Source organism: Pseudomonas sp. 21LCFQ02 (assembly GCF_024129895.2).
Taxonomy (GTDB): domain Bacteria; phylum Pseudomonadota; class Gammaproteobacteria; order Pseudomonadales; family Pseudomonadaceae; genus Aquipseudomonas.
Genome location: NZ_CM178749.1, coordinates 428,891 through 453,101, shown reverse-complemented (window position 1 = coordinate 453,101; position 24,211 = coordinate 428,891). Strand labels below are relative to the sequence as shown.

The following is a 24,211-nucleotide window of genomic DNA, read 5'->3' as shown; positions in this document are numbered from 1 at the left end:
TGGACGTCAGGCGGGTGCCGCTGATCATTACCCGATGCGCTTCGGTCCGGATCTTGCTATCGAATTGCCATGACGTTTTCAGGCGGGTCGGTGTCGTGTCCGTAGCATTGGACAGATGCCGGCCTGGATCGGAAACATAAGCATGGCATTTTGCTTCTAATTTATAAGAAAGATACCTGAGCAGGCTGTGCCGCAAAGGTATCCACGCGTTGGGGGAAGTCCATGGACAGCTTGTTGTCGCCGGGTATGCGTCTGCTGGGGCGCTTTGGGTTTGCTCGCAAGTTTCAGCTGTTATTCCTCTTGTTCATGCTGCCTCTGGTGGGCAGCCTGTGGATGATTGGCAGTGAATATCGCGCCAAGCTGGCAGTGATCGCCGGTGAGCAATCGGGCGTGCGCCAATTGCTGGTGCTCGAAGATCTGGATCGTGAACTGGTCGCCCAGCGCGACCGTGCGGCGCGCTGGAAGGCCGTGGACATCCTGCGTGAGCCGACCCCCGAAGCGCGGCAGATCATGGAGCAGATCGACGCTGCGGTGCCGCGCATCAAGCAGGCGCTGGAACGCCTCGGCGCTGCGCTGAAGGCGGAACAGGCCAGTGCCGACACCTTTGCCCGTTACAAAGTCCTGGAGGCTTCTGTTACCGGTATGGATACGCAATCGCTGCGCAGTGTGGGCTGGTGGCCGGATGGCTATGAGCGCTTCACCGCCGCGATCAGTCATTTGCAAGGTGTGCGCGAACAGGTCGCGATCGACACCGGCCTGATCCTGGATCCGTGGCTGGAAACCTACCTGCTGATGCAGCTCTCCACCCAGCAGACCCCCGACCTGATCGAGCGCATCGGGCGCATGGCCAGTGTTGGCCAGACGTCCGTGGTCAGCGGCCAATTCAGCCTGCAAAGCCGGCTGCAGATGCGTGACCTGCGCAGCCGCATTGACGATGCCCGCGACCAGATGGTCAAGACTGCAAACATTCTGCAAACCCGGCTGCCGCCAGAGCTGCAACCTTGGGCCAACCGCTACGCCGCGAGCATGCAGGTGCTCGCGGAAGAGCTGAAGGTGCTCGATGACGGTGTGTTTGGCGGCACGATCAAGCTCAAGCCGGTGGAGTTCGAGCGCAGTGTCGACCGCCTGCTGGACGAGATGGCCGGGCTGCGAAATCAGTCTCTGGTGTCGCTCAACGAGCGCCTGGGCTACTACCATAACAAGTCCAATCGGGAATTTATCCCGGTCGGGGTGACCTTCGGCGTGTTGCTGATCGCTGCGCTCTATCTGTTTGCCTGCCTGCAAGCGTCGATCCGCCGCAGTGCCAGCGGTATCACCACCCTGGCCGAGTCGCTGCGTGACGGCGATCTGTGCGTCGAGGTTTCGGTGCAGGGCCGCGACGAACTGGCCGTCATCAGCCAGGCGCTGAACGTCGCGGTGGTGCAATTGCGGACCAGCCTGCTGGGCGTCAATCACGAGACCCTGCAACTGGGCTCGGCCGTGCAGACCCTCAATGCGCAGTCCAACGACACTCTGGGCGAGGTTGAGGACCAGCAGCAACAGATCAGCCAGATCGCGGCAGCCGCCACACAGCTGGCCGCCACTTCCCAAGGCGTGGCCAAGAGCTGCGAGCAGGCTTCCGACAGTGCCCGGCAGACTCGCAAGATTGCCGAAGAGAGCAGCCGCGACAGCCAGCGCACCACCGACAGTATCCAGCAACTCAATCGCCGTTTGACCGACACTGCGGCGGCATTGGGGCGGGTCAGCGAGCAAGGTCAGCAGATCCAGTCGGTGGTCGATGCCATTCGCGGCATCGCCGAACAGACCAACCTACTGGCGCTCAATGCGGCCATCGAGGCGGCGCGGGCGGGCGAACAGGGGCGCGGCTTTGCCGTGGTGGCCGATGAAGTACGCAGCCTGTCGCAGCGAACCCAGGCCTCTACTGCACAGATTGCCAACACCGTCGACAGCCTGCGCAGCACCGTGACCCAGGCTGTCCAGTTGATGGAAGCCGCGTGTGGCCAGGCCGTGGACGACGCGCAGTCAGTGACCGGCCTGGGCGTGCGGCTGGGCGAAATCGCCAGCGCAGTACAGAGCGTGACCGACACCCTGGCGCAGATCCTCACGGCGGTGGAAGAGCAAGCCTCCACGGCTGACCAGGTCAGTGGCAGTATCCAGCAGGTCGACCAGGCTGCCGGGCGATTGCTCGACGGCGCCCGGGCAGTCAACCAGGCCGCCGATACCCTGAGCAAAGGCAGCCGGGCACTGAACGACAACACGGCGCGCTTTCATCTGAGCTGATGGTGCTTGGACCGGTACCCGTAGGAGCGGCCGGGCGGCGATCCGCTTTAGCCGCGAAGGCATCATCGCAGCTAAAGCGAATCGCCGCCCGGCTGCTCCTGCGGTAAGGTTGGGCGCCAGCCTTTCACGCACGAGCCAGCCCCCATGCCGACCCCCGCCAACCTGTTCACCCCGCTTCCCAATGCCCGTCAGGCAGAGGTTTTCACCGATCTGCTGGTCAGGCCAGGCTGTCGGGTCGAGCGGATCGTCTCCCAAGGACAGGTCACGTCGCCTGAGCGTCCGTATCAGCAGGCCCATGATGAATGGGTCGTGGTGTTGAGCGGTTCGGCCAGGGTGCTTATGGACGATGTCGAAACCGCCCTGGCGCCTGGCGATCATCTGTTCATTCCGGCAGGCAGGCAACACCGCGTCACCTTTACCGACCCGGCGCAGCCCACCGTATGGCTGGCCATCCATATTGGCGAGGCTGCGTCGGATGCCTGACCCCGGCAGTGCGGGTTATTTGGCTATCTCCACCCGCTCGAAGCGCCCGGCAATCACGGTATAGGCCAGGATTGCGACCAGCCCGTGGGCGGCGACGAACCACAGTGCGGCGTTGAACGAACCGGTGGTCGCGACGAAATAGCCGATCACCACCGGGGTGATGATCCCCGCCGTGTTGCCGATGCCGTTGAACACGCCGCCACTGAGGCCCACCATGTTTTTCGGTGCGGTATCGGAGAGCACTGCCCAGCCGACGGCGGCCAGCCCCTTGCCGAAAAACGCCATTGCCATCAGGGCGATGACCATCCAGTTGGCGTCTACATAATTGGCCGACACCAGCGTGGCCGACAACGCCATGCCGATCACGAACGGCGTCTTGCGCGCGCGCGAAGGGTGGACGCCGCGGCGGATCAGCCAGTCAGAGACCACGCCGCCCAACACCCCGCCGGAAAAACCGCAGATCGCGGGCAGTGCCGCAACCCAGCCGGCCTCCATGATGGTCATGCCGCGACCCTTGATCAGGTAGATCGGAAACCAGGTGATGAAGAAGTAGGTCAGGGCAGTAATGCAGTACTGGCCCAGATAGATGCCCCACAGGGTACGGCTGGTGAACAGCTGTTTGACCTCGGCCCATTTCAGTTTGGGTTTTTCGGTTTTGCGCGTGGTTTCCAGGCTGACCAGTGCGCCGCCTTCACGCATGTAGTCCAGTTCGGCCTTTTGCAGGCGCGGGTGGCTGGCCGGGTCGTGGTACAGGGCGAACCAGAAGAAGGTCGCGACAATACCCAGGCCGCCCATCCACAGGAACACATGCTCCCAGCCCATGCTGTGGGTCAGCCAGGCCATCAACGGCGCAAACACCACCACGGCCATGTACTGCGCCGAGTTGAACAGCGCCGAAGCCGTGCCGCGTTCGCGGGTCGGGAACCAGCTGGCGACGATACGGTTATTGGCCGGGAAGGCCGGTGACTCGACCAGGCCCAGCATGAAACGCATGCCGAACAAGGTAATGGCTGCGGTCGAGCCGACCAGGCCGATCCAGCCCACCGTGCCTTGCAGCATGGTGAACAGCGACCACAGAAACAGGCTCCAGCCGTACACCCGGCGTGCGCCGAAGCGGTCCAGCAGCCAGCCGCCGGGGATCTGCCCCAGCGCGTAGGCCCAGGCGAAGGCCGAAAAGATCATGCCGAGCATGATCGGATCCAGCCCCAGTTCCTTGACCACTTCGGTGCCGGCAATCGACATGGTCGCGCGGTCGGCGTAGTTGAGTACGGTGACGACAAAAATCAGCGCGAGAATCACAAAGCGCTGGCGGCCGACGCGAGTCTCTGCCACCGCAGCCTCAATGGGCGCAGTCTTGCTATTCATGGTGTTCTCCGATGCCCTCAAGGGGCTGTGTTGTTATTGGCTGGAGAAGCGGGCATCAGGCCGGAACGGCTGCCCGCAGTTGCGGTTCGGCGAAGCAGGCCTGCAAGTGCGACAGCACGATTTCACCCATGGCCAGGCGGGTCTGTTCGGTGGCACTGGCGCGGTGCGGTTGCAGCACGACGTTGTCCAGCTCGCGCAGGGCTTGCGGTACGTTGGGCTCATCGACAAACACATCCAGCCCGGCCCCGGCGATAGTGCGGGTCTGCAGGGCGGTGATCAGCGCCTGTTCGTCGACCAGCTTGCCGCGCGCTACGTTGATGAAATAACCCTGCGGCCCGAGCGCCTCGAGCACCGCTGCGGTGATGATCGCCCTGCCCAGATCAGCGGAAGCCGCCAGCACCAGCACATCGCTGTTACGGGCCAGGTCCAGCAGGTCGGCAAAGAACCGATAACCGGTCTGCGGCTGTTCGCGCAGGTCGTTGTACTGAATGCTCATGCCGAACGCCTGGGCACGGCGGGCGATGGCATGGCCGACCTGGCCCAGGCCGACAATACCCAGCCGGGTGCCGCTGACCTTGCGCGCCAGCGGCTGGTTGACCGTGCCCCACTGGCCGCTGCGCACGATACGTTCACCCACGCCCAGCTCACGCAGGCTCATGATCAATAGCCCCATGGCCATGTCGGCTACATCATCGGTGAGTACGCCGGGGGTCGTGGTGACCCTTACCCCGCGTTGGGCGGCGTGATCGAGATCCACCGCATCAGTGCCGATACCGCTGATGGCGATGATCTGCAGGTTAGGCAAGCGGTCCATCAGCGCGTTGGACAGGCCCTTGGCGCCGCCGGTCACCACGCCGCGAATGCGCGCGCCGACGGCATTGAGCAGCGCGTCCTGATCATCGGCCTGATACAGGCGATGCACGTTGTAGCTCTGTAGCAACTGCGCATCGATCGGTGCCGGGACCGGCTGGGTAAGCAGGATGTCGTGGGTCATCATGGTCTTCCTGTGAGTTGTCGTTGTAGAGGACTGGACGACAGCCTAGGAAAAGCATCGATTCACGTCTAACATTCATCCTGAATGTTTCGATACAAGAATTGAATCGTGGAACTCCACCAACTTCGTTGTTTTGTGATGGTCGCCGAAGAGCTGCACTTCGGTCGCGCGGCCCAGCGTTTGTTCATGACCCAGCCACCGCTGAGCCGCCAGATCCAGTTGCTGGAGCGCTCGCTGGGTGTGCAATTGCTTGACCGCAGTAACCGTCAGGTACGCCTGACGGTGGCCGGTCGGCAGTTCTTGCGTGATGCCCAGCATCTGCTGGCCTACACCGAACAGGCCAGCGACAGTGCCCGGCGGCTGGCCAGCGGCGAGGCGGGGCAATTGGTGATCGGTTTCACGGCGGTCAGTGGTTACAACATGGTTCCCGAACTGCTCCGGGCGGCGGGCCAGTCACTGCCGGATATCGGCTTTGAGCTGCATGAAATGGTCTCCAGCGACCAGACCGAAGCGCTGGCCGCCAACATGATCGACATCGGTTTTGTGCGCCACGCCGAGCCGCGGCCGGGCTGGAGCTACCAACTGGCCAGCCGCGAGCCGCTGGTGGTGGTGATGCCTGACGGTCATCCGCTGGCCGGGCGGCAAACGCTTGCTATCACAGACTTGGCGCACCAGCCGTTCGTGATGTATTCGCCCAAAGAGGGCCGCTATTTCTACGACTGCATCGTCGGCCTGTTCGCCAGCGCCGGGGTGCTGCCGCGCTACCTGTACTACCTCAAACAGACCCACTCGATTCTGGGCCTGGTGCGCGCCGGGCTGGGCATCGGTATCGTCCCGGCCTCGGCGCGGGAGCTGTACATCGGCCACCTGCAGTTTCGCCCCTTGGCCGATGCGCAACTGTCGGCCGACATGTACATGGTCTACCGTGACGACAACGACAACCCGGCGCTGCCACGCTTCATCAACATGGCTCGTGGGCATTTCAGCAAACAGCAAACCGCCGCTCCCCTTTGATCGGCATTAACCCGGTAGGAGCGGCTTGAGTCGCGAATGGGGGGAGTTCCCTGCTAAAGCAGGTCCTACGCTGCTACGGCATCACCGCCATATCCAGCTGCTGGCGGCGGAACTGGCCCGGCGGTAACCCATGAATCTGCCGGAAGCGCCGCGAGAAATAGGCTTCATCGGCAAAGCCACATAGCCGCGCCACTTCGCCCACCGGCTTGGAGCCACCCAGCAGATAACTGCGCGCAGCATGCATGCGCCGCTCCAGGACCAGTTCACTGAAGGTCTTGCCGATCTCCTTGCGCAACCAGTGGGTCAGGTAGGTGGGCGACAGGTAGGTCGCGGCGGCGGCCTTGGTCAGGCTCAGGTCCGGGTCGGCGAGGTTCTTGCGCACATACTCCGACATGCGCGTCAGCGCATCGCGGCGGCTGGTCTGTGCGGCGTTGTCCTGGGCCAGTTGCTTGAGCGGCTCGGCAAACCTCATGCACACCTTGCCGATCAGTTGCAGTAACAGGCCCTTGATGATTTCCCGGCTGCCGAACTGGCGCTGCGAGTCGAGGTCGCGCATCTGCTGTACCAGCGTGCAGATCACCTCGAAGTCATCCGGGTCGAGGATAAAGTCCAGATGCTCCTGAAAGCGAAACGGCGACAACTCCGGTGCCAGCAGGATCGACACCTCTTCAAGATCCATCGGGTCGCACTCCAGGTGCGGCAGCAGAAAGGTCTGGGAAAAATTGATCACCACGAAATGGCTGTCGGCCGGGTGCGGGATCATGTGCATGCGATGCGGCAGGATAAACGCCAAGGCGTTACGCGGAAATGGCCGCTGCACAGAGCCGATATGCTGCACCGTATCGCCACCGAGATTGACCTGAATCTGGAAGTATTCATGGCGGTGCAGGGCGGTTTCGGCGATCCGCGCCTGCTCATCGCGGATATAAAAGTCCGCCCGCTCACTGCGTTGCTGCATGCCGTAGGTCGGTACCCGGCTGACTGACTGCATGTTCATCTCCCTTCTTGTTCGACGGCTGCCCGATGTCGCAGCCAGGGTTGCAGAGCTGATTTTGTACAGTCGCAGGTCAAGCTGACAAGCGATTGTACGATGACTGTGGTGCTCATCTCGCCGGCTCCGTTTGGACAATCGCGAGGCACTGGTGAATCACCATAGTCGCTACGACTCGCTGTTGAAAGGCTCTATTACGGTGTTTTCAGCAAGAATTAAGTTTTCGTTCAGGATCCCGGCAGTGGCGGGAGTTTTTGGACATTCGGGAATTACACCGGCCTCTGGTGAAAAAACGATCTAACCCTTGCGTTGATTTTTTTTGGTCGTACGACCACCTTGATAAGCGTTGCCGCAGACATCTATCAACAATAATCACAAGGTGCTCGCCCAATGAAAACCACGCTTCGCTGGTGGCCACCGCCGCCGCCTCTGAATGACAGGCCGCTGCGCCGCGCCTGACCCACATCGCCCACACACAGTCCATGCCTTGCGCGCCACGCAGGGACGGCGCTGTCTTGCCTGAAAACCTCGATATCCCAACAACAATGAGGTCAACCCATGTCGAGCCTTCCCAATTCCCAGGCTGCGTCTGTCGCCACCAGCGCCGCCCCCCTTGAAGCCGCCGGCACCACCCGGCTGCCCACTCGCCGACGCTGGTTCATGCTCAGCCTGCTGCTGATCGCGACCATCATCAACTACGTCGACCGGGTGAATATCTCCATCGCCGCGCCCTTCATGGCCAAGGACCTGGGGCTGGACAAGATCCAGATGGGCCTGATCTTTTCCGCCTTCGCCTGGACCTACGCCCTGGCCCTGGTGCCAGCCGGGTTCATCGCTGACCGATTCGGCTCACGGGTGACCTACGGCGTGTCGCTGATCAGTTGGTCGGCGGTGACCGTATGCCAGGGCCTGGCCAGCGGCTTTGCGGCACTGTTCGGCCTGCGTCTGGCGGTCGGGGCCATGGAAGCGCCGGCATTCCCGGCCAATAGCCGGGCGGTGACCGTCTGGTTCCCGGCCCGCGAGCGCGGCATGGCCAGCAGCGTGTATGTGTGCGGCCAGTACCTGGGCACCGCGCTGTTCACCGGCGCGTTGCTCTGGCTGGCCACCACCTATGACTGGCGTCACGTGTTCTACAGCACCGGCCTGGTCGGCATCCTGTTTGGCGTGGTCTGGCTGTTCCTGTATCGCGACCCGCTGAGCTGCAAGAAGGTCAGCAAGGAAGAACTCAAGTACATCGAAGACGGTGGTGGCCTGGTCAAAAGCAGCCAGGAACGTACCAAATTCAATTGGCGGCAGATTGCCGAGCTGTTCCGTTACCGGCAGATCTGGGCGATCTGCATCGGCAAGTTCGCCAGCACCTCGGCGCTGTACTTCTTCCTCACCTGGTTCCCGACCTACCTGATCGAAGAACGTCAGTTGACCACCATCAAGGTGGGCATCTTCGCCGTACTGCCGTTCATCGGCGCCACCATCGGCATTCTGCTCGCCGGGATCGTCTCGGACCTGTTGATCCGCCGCGGCTACAGCATGTCATTTGCCCGCAAACTGCCGCTGGTGGTCGGTTCAATGCTCGGCATGTCCATCGTGCTGGTCAATTTCACGGACTCGAACATGGTCTGCATTGCGATCCTGACCATCGCCTTCTTCGCTCAGGGCATCGCCTCGTCGTCGTGGGCGGCGGTCTCGGAAGTTGCGCCCAAAGAGCTGATCGGCCTGACCGGCGGGGTCACCAGCCTGGCGGCCAATATCGGCGGGATTGTCTGCCCGATTGTGATCGGCGCCATCGTCCAGGCCACCGGCTCGTTCGCCCTGGCGTTCTGGTTCATCGGCGGCGTAGCGCTGATGGGCACGTTGTCGTACTCGCTGCTGCTGGGTCGCCTGTACCGCATCGAGTTGAAGACTCAATAAGGCTGTTAACTCCAAAACGAAGCGGCTTTCGTCCAACTTTGCCGGGCAAAGCCGCTTTAGGCTGGACCTATCGACCGTACCTACCGAGTCAAACCACCATGAGCGATTTTGTCTTCAGCCCCGTTCCGCAACCCAGCCTGCCAGTGGTCGGCAGCGATCAGCGCTTTCCGGTCAGCCGGGTGTTCTGCGTCGGCCGCAACTACCCCTGGAGCGACGGCCAGGGTCGTAGTGTGCCGCTGTTTTTCATGAAGCCCGCCTCGGCGGTGATCGAAGCCCGCAGCGAGATCGCCTACCCGCCGCAGACCGAAGAGTTCTGCCATGAAATCGAACTGGTCGTGGCCATCGGCAGCGGCGGGGCAGACATCCCGGAAAGCCAGGCGTTAGAGCATGTCTGGGGCTACGCCGCCGGTCTGGATCTGACCCGCCGTGACCAGCAACGCAGCGCCAAGCAGGCCGGCATGCCATGGGAGGGCGCCAAGGCCTTTGATGGTTCGGCACCGATCACCGCGATCCAGCCGGTGAGCCGTCAGGGCCATGCCCAACAGGGTGCAGTCTGGTTGATGGTCAACGACACCGAACGCCAGCGCTCGCGCCTGGAGAGCCAGCTCTGGTCGGTGGCGGAGATCATCAGCCACCTGTCGCGCAGCATCACCTTGCTGCCCGGCGACCTGATCATGACCGGCACCCCGGAAGGCGTCGCAGCGCTAGAACCCGGCGACCGGATCAGCGCCGGCGTAGAAGGGGTCGGGCAGATCGACGTCCGGGTCGGTCAGCGCGCCGCCTGAATTCAGCGAACATCAACAGGAGCGTCACAATGTCCAATAAATCCTCCTCGAAAATCGCCCTGGTCACCGGGGCTGGCAGCGGCATCGGCAAAGCCGTGGCGCTGGGCCTGCTGCAAGACGGCTACCGCGTGGTCCTCGCCGGGCGGCGTCTGGAGCCGCTGCTGAACGTGGCCGAACAGGCCGCAGCGCAAGGTTGGGAAGCCACGCCGGTGGTGACCGACGTACGTGACCCGGCCAGTGTCAAAGCACTGTTTGCCACCGTCGAAGAACGCTACGGCCGCCTGGATGTGATCTTCAACAACGCCGGCGTCAACGCCCCGGCCGTGCCCATGGACGAACTGCCGCTCGACACCTGGGACAACGTCATCGCCACCAACGTCAACGGCGTGTTCCTGTGCTGTCGCGAAGCCTTCGGCCTGATGCGCCGCCAGCAACCGCAAGGCGGGCGGATCATCAACAACGGTTCGATCTCCGCGCATACCCCGCGCCCCTTTACCGCGCCCTACACCGCCAGCAAACACGCGGTACTCGGCCTGACCAAAGCCCTGGCCCTGGACGGCCGTGAATTCGACATCGCCTGCAGCCAGATCGACATCGGCAACGCCCTGACCGAACTCTCCGAACGCATGACCCGTGGCGTGCGCCAGGCCAACGGCGAAATCGCCGTAGAACCCATGGTCGACGTCCAGCACGTCGCCGACGCAGTGCGCTACATCGCCACGCTGCCGCTGTCGGCCAACGTCCTGAACATGACCGTCATGGCCACCAAGATGCCGTTCGTAGGCCGTGGCTGACGCTTGACACACCACATTTGTGGGAGGGAGCTCTGCTCGCGACCGAGCGCGCAGCGCTCGCCCCCATTATCCGAATCAAACGAGGTACCCCATGAAACCAGAAGTCCTGCAACTGAGCCCGATCCTCATCCCTGAAATCCGCGAACGCCTCGCCGAGCTCTTCACCATTCGCCCGTACTTCCAGCAGACCGACAAAGCCGCTTACCTGGCCGAACACGGCCCGAACATCCGTGGCGTGATCACCGGCGGCCACACCGGCATCACCCGTGAAGTGCTGTCGAAGTTGCCCCGCGTCGAAGTGGTGGCGGTCAACGGGGTCGGCACCGATGCGGTAGACCTGGCTTACTGCCGCGACCTGGGCATCCATGTCACCGCCACCATCGGCGCGCTGACCGACGATGTTGCCGATCTGGCCATCGGTCTGTTGATCGCGGCCTGCCGTGGCCTGTGCACCAGCGACCGCTATGTGCGCAGCGGTCAGTGGCAGCACAGCCCGACCCCGCTGGCACCGCTACCGCTGGCCCGTCAGTTCAGCGGCATGCGCGTTGGTATCGTCGGCCTGGGCCGGGTAGGGCGCGCCGTGGCCACCCGCGCCGCCGCCTTCGGCTGCCCGATCAGCTACACCGACCTGCAACCGATCAGCGACGTCAACTACAGCTACGTCGCCGACCTGAGCGAACTGGCCCGCAACAGCGACGCCCTGATCCTCGCCGCCGCCGCCGACGGCGGCAAAGCGATCATCGATGCCAAAGTGCTCGAAGCGCTGGGCCCGGACGGCTACTTGGTCAACGTGGCACGGGGCAAGCTGGTCGACGAAGACGCGCTGGTCGCCGCACTCAAGGCCGGCAGCATCGCCGGCGCGGCACTGGATGTGTTCGTCGATGAACCGCGCGTGCCCGATGCGCTGTTCGACAACGAGCACGTGGTGCTGCAACCCCACCGCGCCAGCGCCACAGTGCAGACCCGGACCCGTATGGGCGAGATGGTGATTGCCAGCCTGGTGGATACCTTTGCCGGCAAGAAGCCGCAAGCCTGTGTGACCGGTTAAGTAGGCAGTGTTTCAGGGGCGTTTCTGAACGCTCCTGCTACCCCTGACCGATGCCTGCCTGCTCTGAACGGGTTCTCCGAAAGATATCTGCGCTTGTCGGGACGCCGCTCTTTTTCCCCAATAATCCATACCCAGACTCGAACTGGTGGTGGGCTGCACACCGGCCTTGGCGGTTGGCTCAATGGCAGGCTTCAACTCAACGACAGATCTGCTTTCAATGGCGGGTTGGGATGATTGCCTGGTCAGTTGGATGAGGTCGAAGTCCTGCGAGTCTGAAACCACAGTCGTTAGCGTATCGGTCGATGCAACCGAAGCTCTCGGGCTTATGTCTCTCAAGTAGCTCTGCATCCGAACCTGACTACGGGTTCTGATCAAACCGGCAGGGCGAAGAATCTTTTTCAGAAACGTCGGCAGGTGCCCGGTCGGGTCAAAACGGTTAATCGGGTCGCCCACGCAGTAGGCGTAGGCGTTCAGTGCGCCTTCGGTAAACGGACTCATATCATCCGGGCTGTTGAACCTCATCAGCACCGGATTGAACGACCGGAAACCGCTGCCTAATAAATAATGACCTGTGACTGGATCCGCTCGCTCGCGATTGAAACCCGGTAACTGCTCAAAGGCAGCGACAGGATGCCGGTGGCCGTAGGGTGCATAGGTACAGACGCTTAGTCCTGACGTCGCAACGCTATGGATCACCGAACCTGACGGATCGCTACCGACCAGTGCACATAGCGTCTTGCGCTGTTCTCGCTGCTGTTGCGACAGGATCGAGTGCGCCGTATTCAGCCAGGAGGTGCTGCGCTGTTGCTGAACAATGGTCGTCAGTCGCTTCTCTTGATAGAAACACCGCTCGTTGCTTGTTTCACCGGGTAGCCGACCTGCCAGGCGATCCAGGGCGTCGTATTGATAGCGGCAAAGCCAGTTGTGTGCAGGCATATGTGAAAGCCTCGGCCAATCATGCTCAGGCCGAAGTTTCACTGCGAACAGGCAATCCGGCGACTGGCAGAACTGTGAGGCTGGCCGCCACCCACATCTTCTATGACTCGTCCCGTTTGTTATATGGCTCACCCCGCAGCCGATGCGATAGTGGCCAAAATAAAAGGATTCGAGCATGTTCGAGCGCACTGTAACCCCGGCAGACGACAACGGTTGTGGCTGGTTCCACCTCAGCCTGGGGCGCAAAGTGCGTCCGGCGCATTCGGGTAGCACCTCGGCACGCTGGGTGGTGCTGGGCGCAGGCTTTACCGGTGTGGCCGCTGCCCGGCAACTGGCCCTGCATTACCCCCATGACCAGATTGTGCTGGTCGAAGCCCAACAGGTTGGCTTCGGTGCGTCGGGCCGCAACTCCGGCTTCGCCATCGATTTGCCCCACGACATCGGCGCCCCTGACTACATCGGCGACCTGGCCACCGCGCGCATGAGCCTCAAGCTCAACCTGCGCGCGCAAGCGTTGCTGAAAAAACTGATTGCCGAGCACGGCATTGATTGCCAGTTGCAGGCCGCCGGCAAGTACCAGGCGGCCATCGAGCCCAAGGGCATTGCGGTGCTGGAAGCCTATCGCAGCGGTCTTGAAAAACTCGGCCAGGCCTACCAGATGATCGATGGCAAAGACATGCCAGAGCATGTCGGCACGCACTTCTACAAGCGCGGGCTGTACACCCCCGGCACTTACCTGCTGCAGCCTGCGGCACTGGTCAAAGGGCTGGCCGAGAGCCTGCCGGCCAACGTCACGCTGTTCGAGAACACCCGCATTCACAGCATCGAGCAGGGCGCCGACAAGGTCACCCTGATCCACGACAACGGCCGGTTGATCGCCGACCAGTTGCTGCTGACCAACAACGCTTTCGCCTCGCACTTCGGCTTCCTCAAGGGCCGCCTGCTGCCGGTGTTCACCTACGCCAGCATGACCCGGCCCCTGACCGAACAAGAACAGGCGCGTCTGGGTGGCAAGCAAACTTGGGGCATTATCCCGGCGGACCCGTTCGGCAGCACCTTGCGCCGTACCCCGGACCAGCGCCTGCTGGTGCGCAACAGCTTCAGTTTCAACCCCGACGGGCGCAGCCACAAGAAATACCTGGAGCGTGCCGAACGCCAGCAGCGCGAGTCGTTCGAACGACGTTTTCCGATGCTCGCCGGCACGCCATTCGATTACACCTGGGGTGGCTCGATGTGCCTGTCGCGCAACCATGAATCGTTTTTCGGCACACTGGCGCCGCGCATTCACGGTGCATTGTGCTGCAACGGTCTGGGCATCACCCGCGGCACCATCACCGGCACGCTGCTGGCCGACTGGCTGGCCGGTGAGCGCGATGAACTGATTGATTTTCTGCTCTCCTCCAAAGGGCCGAATGCCAACCCGCCAGAGCCGTTCCTGAGCCTGGGAGTGAACTTCAACCTGCGCCTGGGCCAACACCGTGCGGGTCAGGAAAGCTGAGCCGCCAAGGAGAGCAACATATGCACAGCATCGGCATTCTGGGCGTTGGCGAACTGACCGAAAAACTCGTTCGCGGGCTGCGTAACGGCGGTTTTGACGGGCCGATCCTGCTCTCGCCGCGCAATCGCGAACGGGCTGCGGCACTGGTCGCCGACTACGGCTGTAGCACGCTGCAAAGCAACGCGGCAGTGGCCGAACAGGCGCAGCTGTTAGTCGTTGGCGTGCGCCCGGCCGACCTGGCCAGCCTGGCCGCTGAGGTTCAGGTCAGGCCCGGTCAATGGCTGGTGTCGGTGGTGGCCGGCGAAAGTCTGAGCCGGCTTGCCGAGTTGTTTCCGGGCGCTCGTTGCGTGCGCGTCATGCTGTCGTACGCTGCCGAGTTCGGCCAGTCGACGGTTGCCCTGACCCCACCGACCCCTGAGCTGGAACCGCTGTTGGGGTTGCTGGGGCGTCTGGTGGTGCTGGCCGATGACACGCAGTTCGAGCTGGGCACCGTGGCCGCCTGCATGAACGGCTGGTTCTATTTCCTGCTGCACGACTTGCAAGAGTGGCTGGCCGATAAAGGCTTGCCGGAGCAACAGGCCCGGCAACTGGTGCTCAGCAGCCTCAAGGACTGCCTGGCCTGTTCTGAAGAACAACAGCACGAGAGCCTCAAGGCCCTCGGCGAGCGCATCGCCACTCCGGGCACCTACACCGCCGACGGGCTGGCGCTGCTCAACCACTCGCAGGCCGGCGCGCAATGGAAAGCAGCTTGTGAAGTGGTGCTCGATGCCCTGCTGAGCCGTTCTGCCGGCCACTGAGCCACCCGTCTTACCTGCACCGGGCTTCGACTCCTTGCTGGCAGGCCAGCAGGAGCGGGTCTGATTCAACCCTGCCAACGAGGCCCCGATACCCATGAGTAATGTACTGACCGTTGTACGCAACGCTGACCACGCCGAGCTGGGCGAGCCGGCTCCGGCCAAGCTGCCGATCGGCGACATTATCGCCCAGGCACGTACCGCCCAGGATCAGACCAACGAAGCCGTCGGCGCCAGTATCGGCGTTTGGGAAAGCAGCCCCGGTGTGTTCCGTCGGCACCTGAAGAACCGTGAATTCAGCCACATCATCAGCGGCTGGTGCATCTTCACTCCCGACGGTGGCGAACCGGTCAAACTCAGCGCTGGTGATGCTGTACTGTTTCCGGAGAACTGCGAAGGCGTGTGGGACATCCGCGAGAACTTCCGCAAAACTTACGTACTGTTCTAGGAGCGGGCGATGACACCTATCGAACGCATCAACGCAGGCACCCGTGCCAGCCAGATCATCATTGCCGGTGACCGCTTCGAAACCTCCGGCATGGTGGCGCTCAAGCCTGAGTCCGATACCGATATCACCGCCCAGACCCAGTGTGTACTGAGGCAGCTGGAGGCGATGCTGGCGCGGATCGGCGTCGGCAAGGAACGTGTGACTCGGGTGCAGATCTGGCTCAGTGACATGGCCGATTTCGACGCCATGAACCTGATCTACGACGCCTGGGCCGCCGAAGCACCGCCGACTCGCGCATGTGTGGGGGCGCAACTGGTGACGCCGCAGTACCTGATCGAGATTCAGGCCAGCGGGTATCTGTAACAGAGTCGGTAAAACCGCTACAACCAAACCGCGCTGTGGCTAGTTCAAGACCGGGGTATGCAAGTCATTGGTAGTCGGTCCACAAAGAATGCCCAGTGCGGGTTAAAGCCGATACTGTTCGATTAAGCATCACACCCCCCTGTGGGCGCTTGGTCTGGGCGGCATTGCGACGAAGAGGCCGGTTTAAGTCACCGCATCAAACCAGACCCAGGCGGTGCAACGCTTAATCATGAAACATGCTGCGTGCGTTAGTCGTGCCACGTAACGGAGTCGATACGTTGACGGGCTTTGTACGGTGCTAGTTTGGTCGGGCTTTTTAAATGTATTAGCCCGTCATTGGAGGCGCTTGTGTACGAAGTTGATCGCACTACTTATCGCTCTGTAAAAGGTTTCAATCGTCGCGTTCGTTTTCTTGTCATGCACTATACGGCCATCGGTTTTCGAGGCTCGGTCAATGCCCTGACCGGACCTGCCGTCAGTGCCCACTACCTGATTCCCGACCCGTCGGAAAAGGACTATCAGGATGCAGGTTTCAATACCTTGTGCATCTTCAACCTGGTCGATGAAAGCGAGCGGGCCTGGCATGCGGGGGTCAGCACCTGGGGCAACCGCAATAGCCTCAACGACACCTCGATTGGCATCGAGATCGTCAATCTGGCCACCGACGAAGGCGGCGTATTCAAGTTCCCGCCGTACCATCCTGAGCAAATCGAAGCTATCAAACAACTGGCCCGCGATATCCTGCAGCGCTACCCGGACATCAGCCCGGTCAATGTGGTCGGGCATGCGGATATTTCACCCGGCCGCAAGAGCGACCCCGGCACGGCTTTTCCATGGAAAGCGCTTTACGAAGCAGGCGTGGGCGCCTGGTACGACGCGGCCACGGTACAAACCTTCAAGCAACAGTTCAGCGCTGGTTTACCATCGCGGGCCGATATAACAGCCAAACTAAAAACCTACGGCTACGACACCTCTACTGCCGCCGGTGACAGTGGTTATCGTGGGTTGGTCAGAGCCTTTCAGTTGCACTTCAGACCTGAGAACTATAACGGCGTAGTTGATCTTGAAACTGCAGCCATTGTTTATGCACTGGTCGCCAAATACTTTCCCGGTAAGTAAGTTTTAGCTGTTGTCCGTGAGACGTTGTGCAGCAGGCATCTATTCAATGGATTTACGCATTACAGGTGCACTTCTCAGCTTTCTCACATTGCCTGCAGCCGCCCAGCGCCTGACCCGATCGGGTGCTGGGCGGGGGCGTCTTGTGATGGACATTTCAAATTCGCTTGCGTTTTCCTAAGGAAAGGCTACTTTCCCGTCTGAATATCATATTGCCAGCTTGCGGCGATCTCTCAGGAAGGAACCTTACTATGCAGTCCAAAGGATTGGTTCGATGCGGCGTGTCGCTGGCATCGCTTTTCTGGGTCGCTACCGCCCTGTCTGCTCAGGAGGAGGGCATCAGCAACCCGCCGACACTGAGGATGGGGATTGACCGCAACGCGCCGGCAGCGGTAACCGGTGTGCGTGAAGCTCCCGGTGTTACCTCACGCACAGCCGTTCGCCAGAACGACCCTGGTGCACAACTGGAACTGCGTCTGAAGCAGGCCCGGATCCAGGACCCGAAGAAGGGTATCAAGGACACGGTCTGGCTACGCGGTTATGCGGATCCCAATAACAGCAATGCCCCTGGCAATCTGGTCGCGGCCCCGCTGATCAAGGCACTTCCCGGCCAGACGGTACGCTTCGATATCTACAATCATTTGCTGCCCTGGGACGATCTGCCAGACAACCTGCGCCAGGACTACACCCGGGCCGGGCTTGGCAAGGACGTTTACGAAAAGCTGATCCCGCCGCAGGAGTGCGACCCGGCGCATGACGCCGGCTCAATGAACACGCCTAACAGCCGCCCCGGTTGCTTCAATGTCACCAACAACCACTTTCACGGCAGTTGGGTGAATCCGGCCGGCAACAGTGACAACGTGCTGCGCAGCCTGTATCCCGGCGCAGGTGTTGCACACGAATACGAATACAACATTCCGGCCGATCATCCTGCCGGCACCTTCTGGTATCACCCGCACATTCACGGCTCCACCGCCCTGCAGGTCGCCAGTGGCCTGTCTGGCGCATTGATCGTCAACGGCGATCGGTGGCCGGTTCCGGGAGCGAACGGTCAAGGTTTTCGCAGCGGCGACATTGATGTGTTGTTGAGCAAACCCGACGGCAAACCGATTCCCGATCGGGTCTTCATGCTCCAGCAGATCCAGTACGAATGCTTCAAGCCCGACGGTACGCCCAAAGATGACAAATGGAATTGCGCCGAGGGCGATATCGGCGCCATCGTGAACTACAACAATCTGGGCGGACCGAAAAACTGGACAAATTCGGGGCGCTTCACCACGGTCAACGGCCGAGTCGCTGACATGCTGGGCATTGGCAGTGAGCCTGGTCAGGAGAAAGTCATCGCCGGCCAGCCTGAGCGCTGGCGGTTTATCCATGCCGGCTTCAATGACAGCATCAAGGTGCAGATCTATCCTGCCAAACCAAACCCGGAAAAAGGCGAGGCAAGCTCGCTCAAGGCGCTGTTCAGCAAAACCTCCGCCACTGACAATGACCGTACAATCGCACGCGTCTGCGACGTCGATGGCCCGCCACTGAAGGTGTTCGAGATCGCTGCCGATGGGCTGATCCGATACCAGGCACTGGAAACTGATGCGCGGGTCCTGCAGCCGGGCTACCGCAGTGACGTGCTGGTGTCTTTCCCGCAGCCTGCCGGCAACCTGCGCCATCAGGATTACTGCGTCATTGATTCACCCCTCAAGGGCGAGGCCAGCGTGGAAGGCTCGGTGGACAGCCGGCGCCTGCTCTTCTCTGTCAGGGTCGAGCGCAACGATGCCCGGCCGCAGATTCCCGAGGCCAAAGTCGTGATTCATGAAACCCTCTCCAGCGCCGCCAAGCGACTGGCCGCAGACCGTCAAAGGCAGGGGCTCGACGTCTCGAAACTGCCAGCGATCCTGGCCGATCTCGACGCAGGCCTGAAGCTTGAGAATTTCTCGCCGCACGAGAGGCTGACAGGCCAGACCACGCGCGAGCAGGAGGATGCCTGGTTGCACGTGGACAATGTCCGCTTGCTGCGCTTCGATTTCAATAATTCGGTGCAGGAAGGTATGTCCCCGCCTTCCCCTGGACCGGGAATCGGACATACACGTTTTTCCCGTAGCGATTTCGAAGTGGCGTCTGATCCCGATCCGCAAGCCCCTTGGGCCAAGGTCGAGGATGTGCGCTTCAGCACCAGACCGGACGAACTGATCGCCCTGCAGCTTGGCGACACTGATGAGTGGCGCCTGCGGACCGCCGATTTTGCTCACCCCTTCCATATTCATATCAACCCGTTCCAGGTGGTGCGCGTAACGGGCAAGGATGGCAAGGATCTGACCCAGGACCCCAGCTCGCAGTATTTCGGCATGAAGGACGTCTACAAGGACACCATCATGGTGGAGTCGGACGTCGAAGTCGTCGTGCGCTCGCACTACGAGCGCTACGTCGGACGCTTCGTCTTGCATTGCCACATCCTGCCCCATGAAGACAAGGGGATGATGCGTCTGGTCGAGATCTTCGATCCCGGCATTCCGGGCGGGCTGGACGGCATCGAAAAGCGCAACCGGGAGGCCGCAGGCTCAGCCCATTCCCACTGAGGCTTGCGTCGATAGAGGCTAAAGGAGGCTGACATGCTGCGCCACGGTTTCATAATTGAACGTGGCGCACGCATGCCCAGGGGGGGCACGTGTCGATCCGGCTGCGCGCCGTGATCCGGTATTAAACCGCGCAAGTACGGATTTCACATTTATGTCTATCATCCTGCGCCAAGGTCGGCCGGCCCTCGCGGTACGCCAAGGCAGTTTCGATATCCATGCACTCAACGACGGTTCGGCCAGTGCACTCGTGCAACGGCTTGAGCAGGCGCGTACACGTCTTGAGCAATGCCTGCCTGCCATTGGCCGGATCGAGCTGCAGGGTAATGCTGACGACGAGCTGGCCGGCACGGGCTGGCTGGTGAGCAAGGACATCGTGGTGACCAACGCCCATGTCGCCGACAAGTTCGCCATGCCCTACGGCAATGGCTTCCGCTTTCGCTCAGCGACATCGGGCAGCGGGCGGCAGAGCGCGGCCATCAACTTTCTCGCAGAGGCCGGCAATGCGCTCACCCGCAAGGTAGCGATCAGCGAAGTGCTCTGGATCGCCCGCGACTGGAAACCGGATATCGCGTTTCTGCGTCTGGCGCAGGACAGCGGGATTGAACCGCTGCTGCTTGCCAAAGAGCCTCCCCAGACCAACACCCACGTCGTAGCGGCTGGCTACCCGGTGCGTGACGCCGAAGTTGAAGATCAGCAACTGATGGAGCAGATTTTTCAGGAGCTCTACACCTACAAGTGCTTGTCACCTGGCATGGTAAGCGGCTTCACCGGCACGGTATTGCATGATTGCAGCACCCTGCGCGGCAACTCCGGCTCGCCGCTGCTCGACCTCAACAGCGGCGAGGTTGTCGGCCTGCATTTCCTCGGGGGGCCGCTCGACGGCTCTAATCAGGCCATCGCGGCCAGTACCATTCGCAATCTGCTGGTACAGCGCGGGCTGCTGTAATCATGCTTCGCCCCTGAAGCTGTCAGGCCGGCAGTTGCTCTTGCTCCTGACTTTCACGGTGTATGACCGGCCACTGATCGAGCACTTGGTCCAGCACCAGATGCGCCTGGGTAATCAGGTGCATACCGGCCATCGCCAAGTGACGCGGCGGGCCTTGCAGCGCATCGGCGCTTTCATGAACCGTGGCGGTGGCGCAACGCAGCAACTCCAGGGCATGGGCCAGGCGGCCTTCAACAAGGGTAAGGGACGTTTCGAGCGAGGGTGGATCGGGAACGATCTTTTTCATGAGTACAACTCCGTTAATGCTGATGGAGCCGTCACCCATTGCCTACCAAACGCCGGGTGGCGACCGTGCACAAGTTGGTAGGACCGGTCAACGGAACCCGGCGTGCCCGAAGGCACCCTGCGCACGGCCACCATAACTGCAGGCCGAATAAAAGCGCCTCGCAAAAGGTGGCGCCCTGCGCCGTTAACCCTCAGGCCTACCAAACCTGGTCGCTGGATTTACAGCGACGGCCAGAGGGTAGATACCGAAACTCACGGGCGCAAGCGGTCGGGATTTTCTCGGAAATTTCCTTCAAGAGAAAGGGAGGCATCTTGCAATTGCAGCCTTGAAAGGGCGCCTCAGGTGGTAGTCATTGAGAAATAACCACTCTGCCACTTGTACTACATCGAATTGCATGATCTCTTTGTCCCGTGTCCCAGGACATGGGACGGCTAGGTAGGATGTCGAATGAAAGGTCAAGACATTGGCTTGTTACTTAAATTGGTTTGCCTCCATCAGCATGAGTCGCGGGGCAAGGTTGTGTCCGCCTGGCCGCACGACTGGAAAGATTGGGAAGAGGGGAGTGACGAGCCGTCGCCGTTACACCAGAACCCGTCAGGACACGAGGAGGGCACCGGGCATTTATCCTTTTACACTGCCCGTGCGCTAGAACAGCAGACAGGCATCAGCAAGACGCAGATCAACCTTTCGCTGAAGCATTGTATGGAGATTGGCCTGGCCAAAACTGACCGCAAGCTGGGCGTACCCAGAGCGAACACCAAGGCTCTCTTTGAGTTCATCGTCTACGGCCTGAAGTACGTTTTTCCAGCCCGGGCCAAAGAGTTGACCCGGGGCATTGCGACCGGCTTTGCAGCGCCAGTTCTGGAAAAGAGCCTGATCAGTGCCGGTGAGCACGTGCCGGTCTGGTCCTATGCTCATGGTAATACCATGGGTATGAGGGTCGAGCCGCTATTCAAAAGTGCGGTCGATGCGGCGCGAAGAGATCCGCAGATGTACTCCATGCTGGCGTTGATCGATGCCATACGGCTAGGACAACCTCGCGAACGGAATCTTGCGGTGCAACTGCTACGCGATCGTCTGGAGTTGGCATGAGCGTTTTCAGTACCCTTCAGGGCATGTTGTGTGAGGTTGCCAAAGCACTGGGGCCCGAAATGCGCAAGCAGATGACCTTTGTCGGTGGCTGCACCACGGGGTTGCTGCTGACCGACGACTTCACTCGTGAGCAGGTGCGCAGCACCGACGATGTTGATCTGATTGTGCATGTCATGGGCCCGGTGGGCTTTGCCCGTTTGCAGGAGGCTCTCAGCACTCGCGGTTTCCGGGTCAGCCCGCAAGAAGACGACGATGATTTCCCCGTCTGCGCAATGAAACTGGGTGATTTGCGCGTTGATTTCATGCCGGACGATGACTCCCTCGGGTTCAGCAACCGTTGGTATAAAGACGCTATGGCCACCTCCACGACTTATGAACTGGACGAGGGCATCACAATCAATCTGGTCAGTCCCGTGTACTTCATGGCAACCAAGCTTGAGGCCTGGAAAGGTCGTGGGCGCGGCGATGCTCTGTCCAGTCGTGACATAGAAGATATCCTCAACCTGGTTGACGGCCGTGCGCAATTGCATGACGAAATTGAATCCGCTGACATCAAGGTGCGCGACTATATCTGCCAGGAGATTGGCCAGTTACTTGGCGATGGGAATTTTGAATATGCAGTCAGCGCCCAGGCTAGAGGTGATGCTGAGCGCGAATGTCTGCTGTTCGAGCGGCTGGAAGCTCTTGCAGAAGCGAGCCACTGATGCAGATTGGCTGGGTTAGCCATAAAGGCAGGGAAAGGCTGAGCAATAATGATGCTGCCGCTTTTGGACGCAAGGGCCCCTACGTGTTAGCCATGATCGTGGATGCGGCCGAAAGGGGCGATGGGCAGGGCCTCGCCCGACACTGGTCTCGTACTGTGATTGAGGTGGCGCTTGGAGAGCCTCTGCCACTGAGCTTCGCAGGGCTGGCAGATATCATGCGTGCCGAACAACGGCGGCTGCGGCAACGTCACCTGCACGCTATCGCCAGTTATTGCTGCGTGCTGATCGACTTGTCGCAGCAGTTGCTCCATGTCGCGAGTGTTGGCGATTGCCTGCTGGGAGTCCAGCGTCCCGGAGAATCAATCAACTGGCTGAACCGTCCACAGAATCTGCACAACCAGTCTATCTGGCCTCAGGATGCCAGGCAGCTTGAGGAATCACGGCATGTGCTGACCCGTTCCCTGAACGCCAGACGCTTTCATGCTCCGGACTGTTTGACGACAAGCCTCCCGCTGAATGCCCGGCTACTGCTTTGCAGTGATGGTTACTGGCACGAACATCTGTATTCGGATATCGATCTGCATGGCACCAAAGATGACGCTAGCGTACTGAGCCTGGAGTGTGGCGAGCCGACTATCGAGCTACGGTCCGATTGTGACAATTTGCTGGAATGTATGCAGACTACGATGACTGGCTCGTCAGCCTGATCACCTACAACTCCGGATCCAGCCCCACCGGTCCATCCTGCCAGTCGGTCTTGAACCGCTCCACCTCATGGCGGCGCTTGCGGTACGAATACGGCGTTTCACCATACTGTTTGCGAAACCACAGAATGAAGTGCGAAGCGTCCGAGAAACCGCAGGCCAGAGCGATGGTGGTGATGTTCTGGCTGGTGTTGACCAACAGCCGCCGGGCGTGGTCCAGGCGCAGTTTGCGCCAGTAGTTGGCCGGTGGCTCTTGGGTGTTGGCGACAAATTCACGGTGTAACTGGCGCGGCTGGGTGCCGACCGCCAGCGCCACCTCCTTGAGCGACAGCGGCGTGTCGAGGTTCTCGCGCATGAACCTGATCGCGCGGCTGACCCGGTCGTTCTCGTAAATGGCTGACTGGGCAGCCGACTCGGCCTGGGTATGAATGTCGGCCTGTTTTTCCACCAGCAGATATTCCAGGCCCTTCTGCGCCCGGATCGCCCCGCAGTGGCGGCTGATCAGGCTGGCCGCCAGGTCGATGGCGGTGCCGCCGGGGCAGGTGATGATCCCGCCGTCGTCGACATAACTCTTGTCCAGTACCGCAACGGCTTCGGGGTACAGCTGCTTGAACTCATCGAGAATGGTGAAGTGCACCGCGCAGCGCTTGCCGTTGAGCAACCCGGCTTTACCGAGCACGAACGACGCCGAGCACAGGGCGATGATCGGCACCTTGGCGGCATGCAGGTCGCACAGTGCATCGAGCAGCCACTGCGGCGGGTTGCGGGTCTCGCCCATCAGCCCGCCGGCGACCACGATGTAATCGTATTGCGCCCAGACATTGAGCGGCTTGGTCGGCGAAATCGGCATGCCGCAACTGGCGGTCACCGGCAGGTCATGGCAGGTCATCCAGTCCCACTGGCAATGCACCTGCTGGCTGCGAAACGACTTGTCGGCCGCAAAGCGCAAGGAGTCCACCAGGCCTGCCACCGGCACCAGAGTGAAGTGATTGAGCAGGATGAAACCGACCCGCAGGTCCGGTTTGACCGGAGTCGGCAAGGGCGCATCCGCAACGGCATCCGGGGCATCGACAAGGGCCATGATCGGCA

General features: G+C 61.2%; 23 protein-coding genes. 17 read left to right on the top strand and 6 right to left on the bottom strand.

Features of this window, described 5'->3' with window-relative positions; genetic code table 11:
• Positions 1-222: 222 nt before the first annotated feature.
• Positions 223-2,280, top strand: a complete 2,058-nt coding sequence (locus NJC40_RS02125; RefSeq protein WP_045483437.1) for a methyl-accepting chemotaxis protein — start codon at positions 223-225, stop codon at positions 2,278-2,280.
• Positions 2,281-2,424: 144 nt separating this feature from the next.
• The gene (locus NJC40_RS02120) at positions 2,425-2,763 is read left to right on the top strand and encodes a cupin domain-containing protein (protein ID WP_253140653.1); all 339 of its coding nucleotides are present in this window, start codon (positions 2,425-2,427) and stop codon (positions 2,761-2,763) included.
• Between the two features lie 15 nt (positions 2,764-2,778).
• Here NJC40_RS02120 and NJC40_RS02115 read toward each other — a convergent pair whose 3' ends face one another.
• Together NJC40_RS02115 and NJC40_RS02110 are read right to left on the bottom strand one after the other, a co-directional pair.
• Positions 2,779-4,128, bottom strand: a complete 1,350-nt coding sequence (locus NJC40_RS02115) for an MFS transporter (RefSeq protein WP_253117634.1) — start codon at positions 4,126-4,128, stop codon at positions 2,779-2,781.
• A 55-nt stretch (positions 4,129-4,183) separates the two neighbouring features.
• Positions 4,184-5,122 carry a 2-hydroxyacid dehydrogenase gene (locus tag NJC40_RS02110; RefSeq protein WP_253140652.1) on the bottom strand — a complete coding sequence of 313 codons (939 nt, stop codon included), beginning with the start codon at positions 5,120-5,122 and terminating at the stop codon, positions 4,184-4,186.
• 108 nt (positions 5,123-5,230) lie between these two features.
• Between NJC40_RS02110 and NJC40_RS02105 the strand changes: the two genes are divergently transcribed.
• On the top strand, positions 5,231-6,136 hold the full coding sequence (locus NJC40_RS02105) for a LysR family transcriptional regulator (RefSeq protein ID WP_253140651.1): 906 nt from the start codon (positions 5,231-5,233) through the stop codon (positions 6,134-6,136).
• Between the two features lie 73 nt (positions 6,137-6,209).
• Here the strand turns inward: NJC40_RS02105 and NJC40_RS02100 are convergent, their stop codons facing one another.
• Entirely contained in the window at positions 6,210-7,127 is a 918-nt protein-coding gene (locus NJC40_RS02100) for a helix-turn-helix transcriptional regulator (protein ID WP_253140650.1), read from the bottom strand.
• Between the two features lie 558 nt (positions 7,128-7,685).
• Here NJC40_RS02100 and NJC40_RS02095 point away from each other — a divergent pair.
• The 4 genes from NJC40_RS02095 (at position 7,686) to NJC40_RS02080 (ending at position 11,662) form a co-directional block, all read left to right on the top strand.
• Entirely contained in the window at positions 7,686-9,035 is a 1,350-nt protein-coding gene (locus tag NJC40_RS02095) for an MFS transporter (RefSeq protein ID WP_253140649.1), read from the top strand.
• A gap of 98 nt (positions 9,036-9,133) precedes the next feature.
• Complete coding sequence (locus tag NJC40_RS02090) at positions 9,134-9,820, top strand: fumarylacetoacetate hydrolase family protein (protein WP_045483423.1); 687 nt, start codon at positions 9,134-9,136, stop codon at positions 9,818-9,820.
• 29 nt (positions 9,821-9,849) lie between these two features.
• Positions 9,850-10,614, top strand: a complete 765-nt coding sequence (locus NJC40_RS02085; RefSeq protein ID WP_253140648.1) for an SDR family oxidoreductase — start codon at positions 9,850-9,852, stop codon at positions 10,612-10,614.
• A gap of 91 nt (positions 10,615-10,705) precedes the next feature.
• Complete coding sequence (locus tag NJC40_RS02080; protein WP_253140647.1) at positions 10,706-11,662, top strand: 2-hydroxyacid dehydrogenase; 957 nt, start codon at positions 10,706-10,708, stop codon at positions 11,660-11,662.
• Positions 11,663-11,674: 12 nt separating this feature from the next.
• On the opposite strand, the gene NJC40_RS02075 is transcribed toward NJC40_RS02080, so the two are convergent.
• Entirely contained in the window at positions 11,675-12,598 is a 924-nt protein-coding gene (locus NJC40_RS02075; protein WP_253140646.1) for an RHS repeat-associated core domain-containing protein, read from the bottom strand.
• A 175-nt stretch (positions 12,599-12,773) separates the two neighbouring features.
• Here NJC40_RS02075 and NJC40_RS02070 point away from each other — a divergent pair, with 175 nt between their 5' ends.
• From NJC40_RS02070 to NJC40_RS02040, 7 genes are all read left to right on the top strand, one after another.
• Positions 12,774-14,096 carry an NAD(P)/FAD-dependent oxidoreductase gene (locus NJC40_RS02070; RefSeq protein ID WP_253140645.1) on the top strand — a complete coding sequence of 441 codons (1,323 nt, stop codon included), beginning with the start codon at positions 12,774-12,776 and terminating at the stop codon, positions 14,094-14,096.
• Positions 14,097-14,116: 20 nt separating this feature from the next.
• Entirely contained in the window at positions 14,117-14,893 is a 777-nt protein-coding gene (locus tag NJC40_RS02065) for a pyrroline-5-carboxylate reductase family protein (RefSeq protein WP_253140644.1), read from the top strand.
• Positions 14,894-14,987: 94 nt separating this feature from the next.
• Positions 14,988-15,338, top strand: a complete 351-nt coding sequence (locus NJC40_RS02060) for a cupin domain-containing protein (protein ID WP_253140643.1) — start codon at positions 14,988-14,990, stop codon at positions 15,336-15,338.
• Positions 15,339-15,347: 9 nt separating this feature from the next.
• A complete protein-coding gene (locus NJC40_RS02055; protein WP_253140642.1) occupies positions 15,348-15,701 on the top strand; it encodes a RidA family protein in 354 nt (117 codons plus the stop codon).
• Positions 15,702-16,049: 348 nt separating this feature from the next.
• Positions 16,050-16,820 (top strand): N-acetylmuramoyl-L-alanine amidase, encoded by a 771-nt coding sequence (locus tag NJC40_RS02050; RefSeq protein ID WP_253140675.1) that lies wholly within the window; start codon positions 16,050-16,052, stop codon positions 16,818-16,820.
• A gap of 248 nt (positions 16,821-17,068) precedes the next feature.
• Complete coding sequence (locus tag NJC40_RS02045) at positions 17,069-19,390, top strand: multicopper oxidase family protein (RefSeq protein ID WP_253140641.1); 2,322 nt, start codon at positions 17,069-17,071, stop codon at positions 19,388-19,390.
• A 151-nt stretch (positions 19,391-19,541) separates the two neighbouring features.
• A complete protein-coding gene (locus NJC40_RS02040) occupies positions 19,542-20,336 on the top strand; it encodes a trypsin-like serine peptidase (RefSeq protein ID WP_052483349.1) in 795 nt (264 codons plus the stop codon).
• Positions 20,337-20,358: 22 nt separating this feature from the next.
• Here NJC40_RS02040 and NJC40_RS02035 read toward each other — a convergent pair whose 3' ends face one another.
• Positions 20,359-20,622 carry a DUF6124 family protein gene (locus tag NJC40_RS02035; protein ID WP_253140640.1) on the bottom strand — a complete coding sequence of 88 codons (264 nt, stop codon included), beginning with the start codon at positions 20,620-20,622 and terminating at the stop codon, positions 20,359-20,361.
• Between the two features lie 447 nt (positions 20,623-21,069).
• On the opposite strand from NJC40_RS02035, the gene NJC40_RS02030 reads away from it, so the two are divergent.
• The 3 genes from NJC40_RS02030 to NJC40_RS02020 are packed head-to-tail and all read left to right on the top strand — an operon-like array spanning position 21,070 to position 23,125.
• Complete coding sequence (locus tag NJC40_RS02030; RefSeq protein WP_253140639.1) at positions 21,070-21,714, top strand: hypothetical protein; 645 nt, start codon at positions 21,070-21,072, stop codon at positions 21,712-21,714.
• A gap of 59 nt (positions 21,715-21,773) precedes the next feature.
• Positions 21,774-22,418, top strand: a complete 645-nt coding sequence (locus NJC40_RS02025) for a hypothetical protein (RefSeq protein WP_253140638.1) — start codon at positions 21,774-21,776, stop codon at positions 22,416-22,418.
• Complete coding sequence (locus NJC40_RS02020; protein WP_253140637.1) at positions 22,418-23,125, top strand: SpoIIE family protein phosphatase; 708 nt, start codon at positions 22,418-22,420, stop codon at positions 23,123-23,125. Before NJC40_RS02025 ends, NJC40_RS02020 begins: the two co-directional genes overlap by 1 nt.
• 4 nt (positions 23,126-23,129) lie before the next feature.
• On the opposite strand, the gene NJC40_RS02015 is transcribed toward NJC40_RS02020, so the two are convergent.
• Complete coding sequence (locus NJC40_RS02015) at positions 23,130-24,203, bottom strand: GlxA family transcriptional regulator (RefSeq protein ID WP_253140636.1); 1,074 nt, start codon at positions 24,201-24,203, stop codon at positions 23,130-23,132.
• Positions 24,204-24,211 lie beyond the last annotated feature (8 nt).

Bases quoted from the DNA above. Each gene is read 5' to 3' on its own strand.
- NJC40_RS02125 (WP_045483437.1), top strand. From the start codon at position 223: ATGGACAGCTTGTTGTCGCCGGGTATGCGTCTGCTGGGGCGCTTTGGG.
- NJC40_RS02120 (WP_253140653.1), top strand. From the start codon at position 2,425: ATGCCGACCCCCGCCAACCTGTTCACCCCGCTTCCCAATGCCCGTCAG.
- NJC40_RS02115 (WP_253117634.1), bottom strand. From the start codon at position 4,128: ATGAATAGCAAGACTGCGCCCATTGAGGCTGCGGTGGCAGAGACTCGC.
- NJC40_RS02110 (WP_253140652.1), bottom strand. From the start codon at position 5,122: ATGACCCACGACATCCTGCTTACCCAGCCGGTCCCGGCACCGATCGAT.
- NJC40_RS02100 (WP_253140650.1), bottom strand. From the start codon at position 7,127: ATGCAGTCAGTCAGCCGGGTACCGACCTACGGCATGCAGCAACGCAGT.
- NJC40_RS02095 (WP_253140649.1), top strand. From the start codon at position 7,686: ATGTCGAGCCTTCCCAATTCCCAGGCTGCGTCTGTCGCCACCAGCGCC.
- NJC40_RS02090 (WP_045483423.1), top strand. From the start codon at position 9,134: ATGAGCGATTTTGTCTTCAGCCCCGTTCCGCAACCCAGCCTGCCAGTG.
- NJC40_RS02085 (WP_253140648.1), top strand. From the start codon at position 9,850: ATGTCCAATAAATCCTCCTCGAAAATCGCCCTGGTCACCGGGGCTGGC.
- NJC40_RS02080 (WP_253140647.1), top strand. From the start codon at position 10,706: ATGAAACCAGAAGTCCTGCAACTGAGCCCGATCCTCATCCCTGAAATC.
- NJC40_RS02075 (WP_253140646.1), bottom strand. From the start codon at position 12,598: ATGCCTGCACACAACTGGCTTTGCCGCTATCAATACGACGCCCTGGAT.
- NJC40_RS02070 (WP_253140645.1), top strand. From the start codon at position 12,774: ATGTTCGAGCGCACTGTAACCCCGGCAGACGACAACGGTTGTGGCTGG.
- NJC40_RS02065 (WP_253140644.1), top strand. From the start codon at position 14,117: ATGCACAGCATCGGCATTCTGGGCGTTGGCGAACTGACCGAAAAACTC.
- NJC40_RS02060 (WP_253140643.1), top strand. From the start codon at position 14,988: ATGAGTAATGTACTGACCGTTGTACGCAACGCTGACCACGCCGAGCTG.
- NJC40_RS02055 (WP_253140642.1), top strand. From the start codon at position 15,348: ATGACACCTATCGAACGCATCAACGCAGGCACCCGTGCCAGCCAGATC.
- NJC40_RS02045 (WP_253140641.1), top strand. From the start codon at position 17,069: ATGCAGTCCAAAGGATTGGTTCGATGCGGCGTGTCGCTGGCATCGCTT.
- NJC40_RS02040 (WP_052483349.1), top strand. From the start codon at position 19,542: ATGTCTATCATCCTGCGCCAAGGTCGGCCGGCCCTCGCGGTACGCCAA.
- NJC40_RS02035 (WP_253140640.1), bottom strand. From the start codon at position 20,622: ATGAAAAAGATCGTTCCCGATCCACCCTCGCTCGAAACGTCCCTTACC.
- NJC40_RS02030 (WP_253140639.1), top strand. From the start codon at position 21,070: ATGAAAGGTCAAGACATTGGCTTGTTACTTAAATTGGTTTGCCTCCAT.
- NJC40_RS02025 (WP_253140638.1), top strand. From the start codon at position 21,774: ATGCGCAAGCAGATGACCTTTGTCGGTGGCTGCACCACGGGGTTGCTG.
- NJC40_RS02020 (WP_253140637.1), top strand. From the start codon at position 22,418: ATGCAGATTGGCTGGGTTAGCCATAAAGGCAGGGAAAGGCTGAGCAAT.
- NJC40_RS02015 (WP_253140636.1), bottom strand. From the start codon at position 24,203: ATGGCCCTTGTCGATGCCCCGGATGCCGTTGCGGATGCGCCCTTGCCG.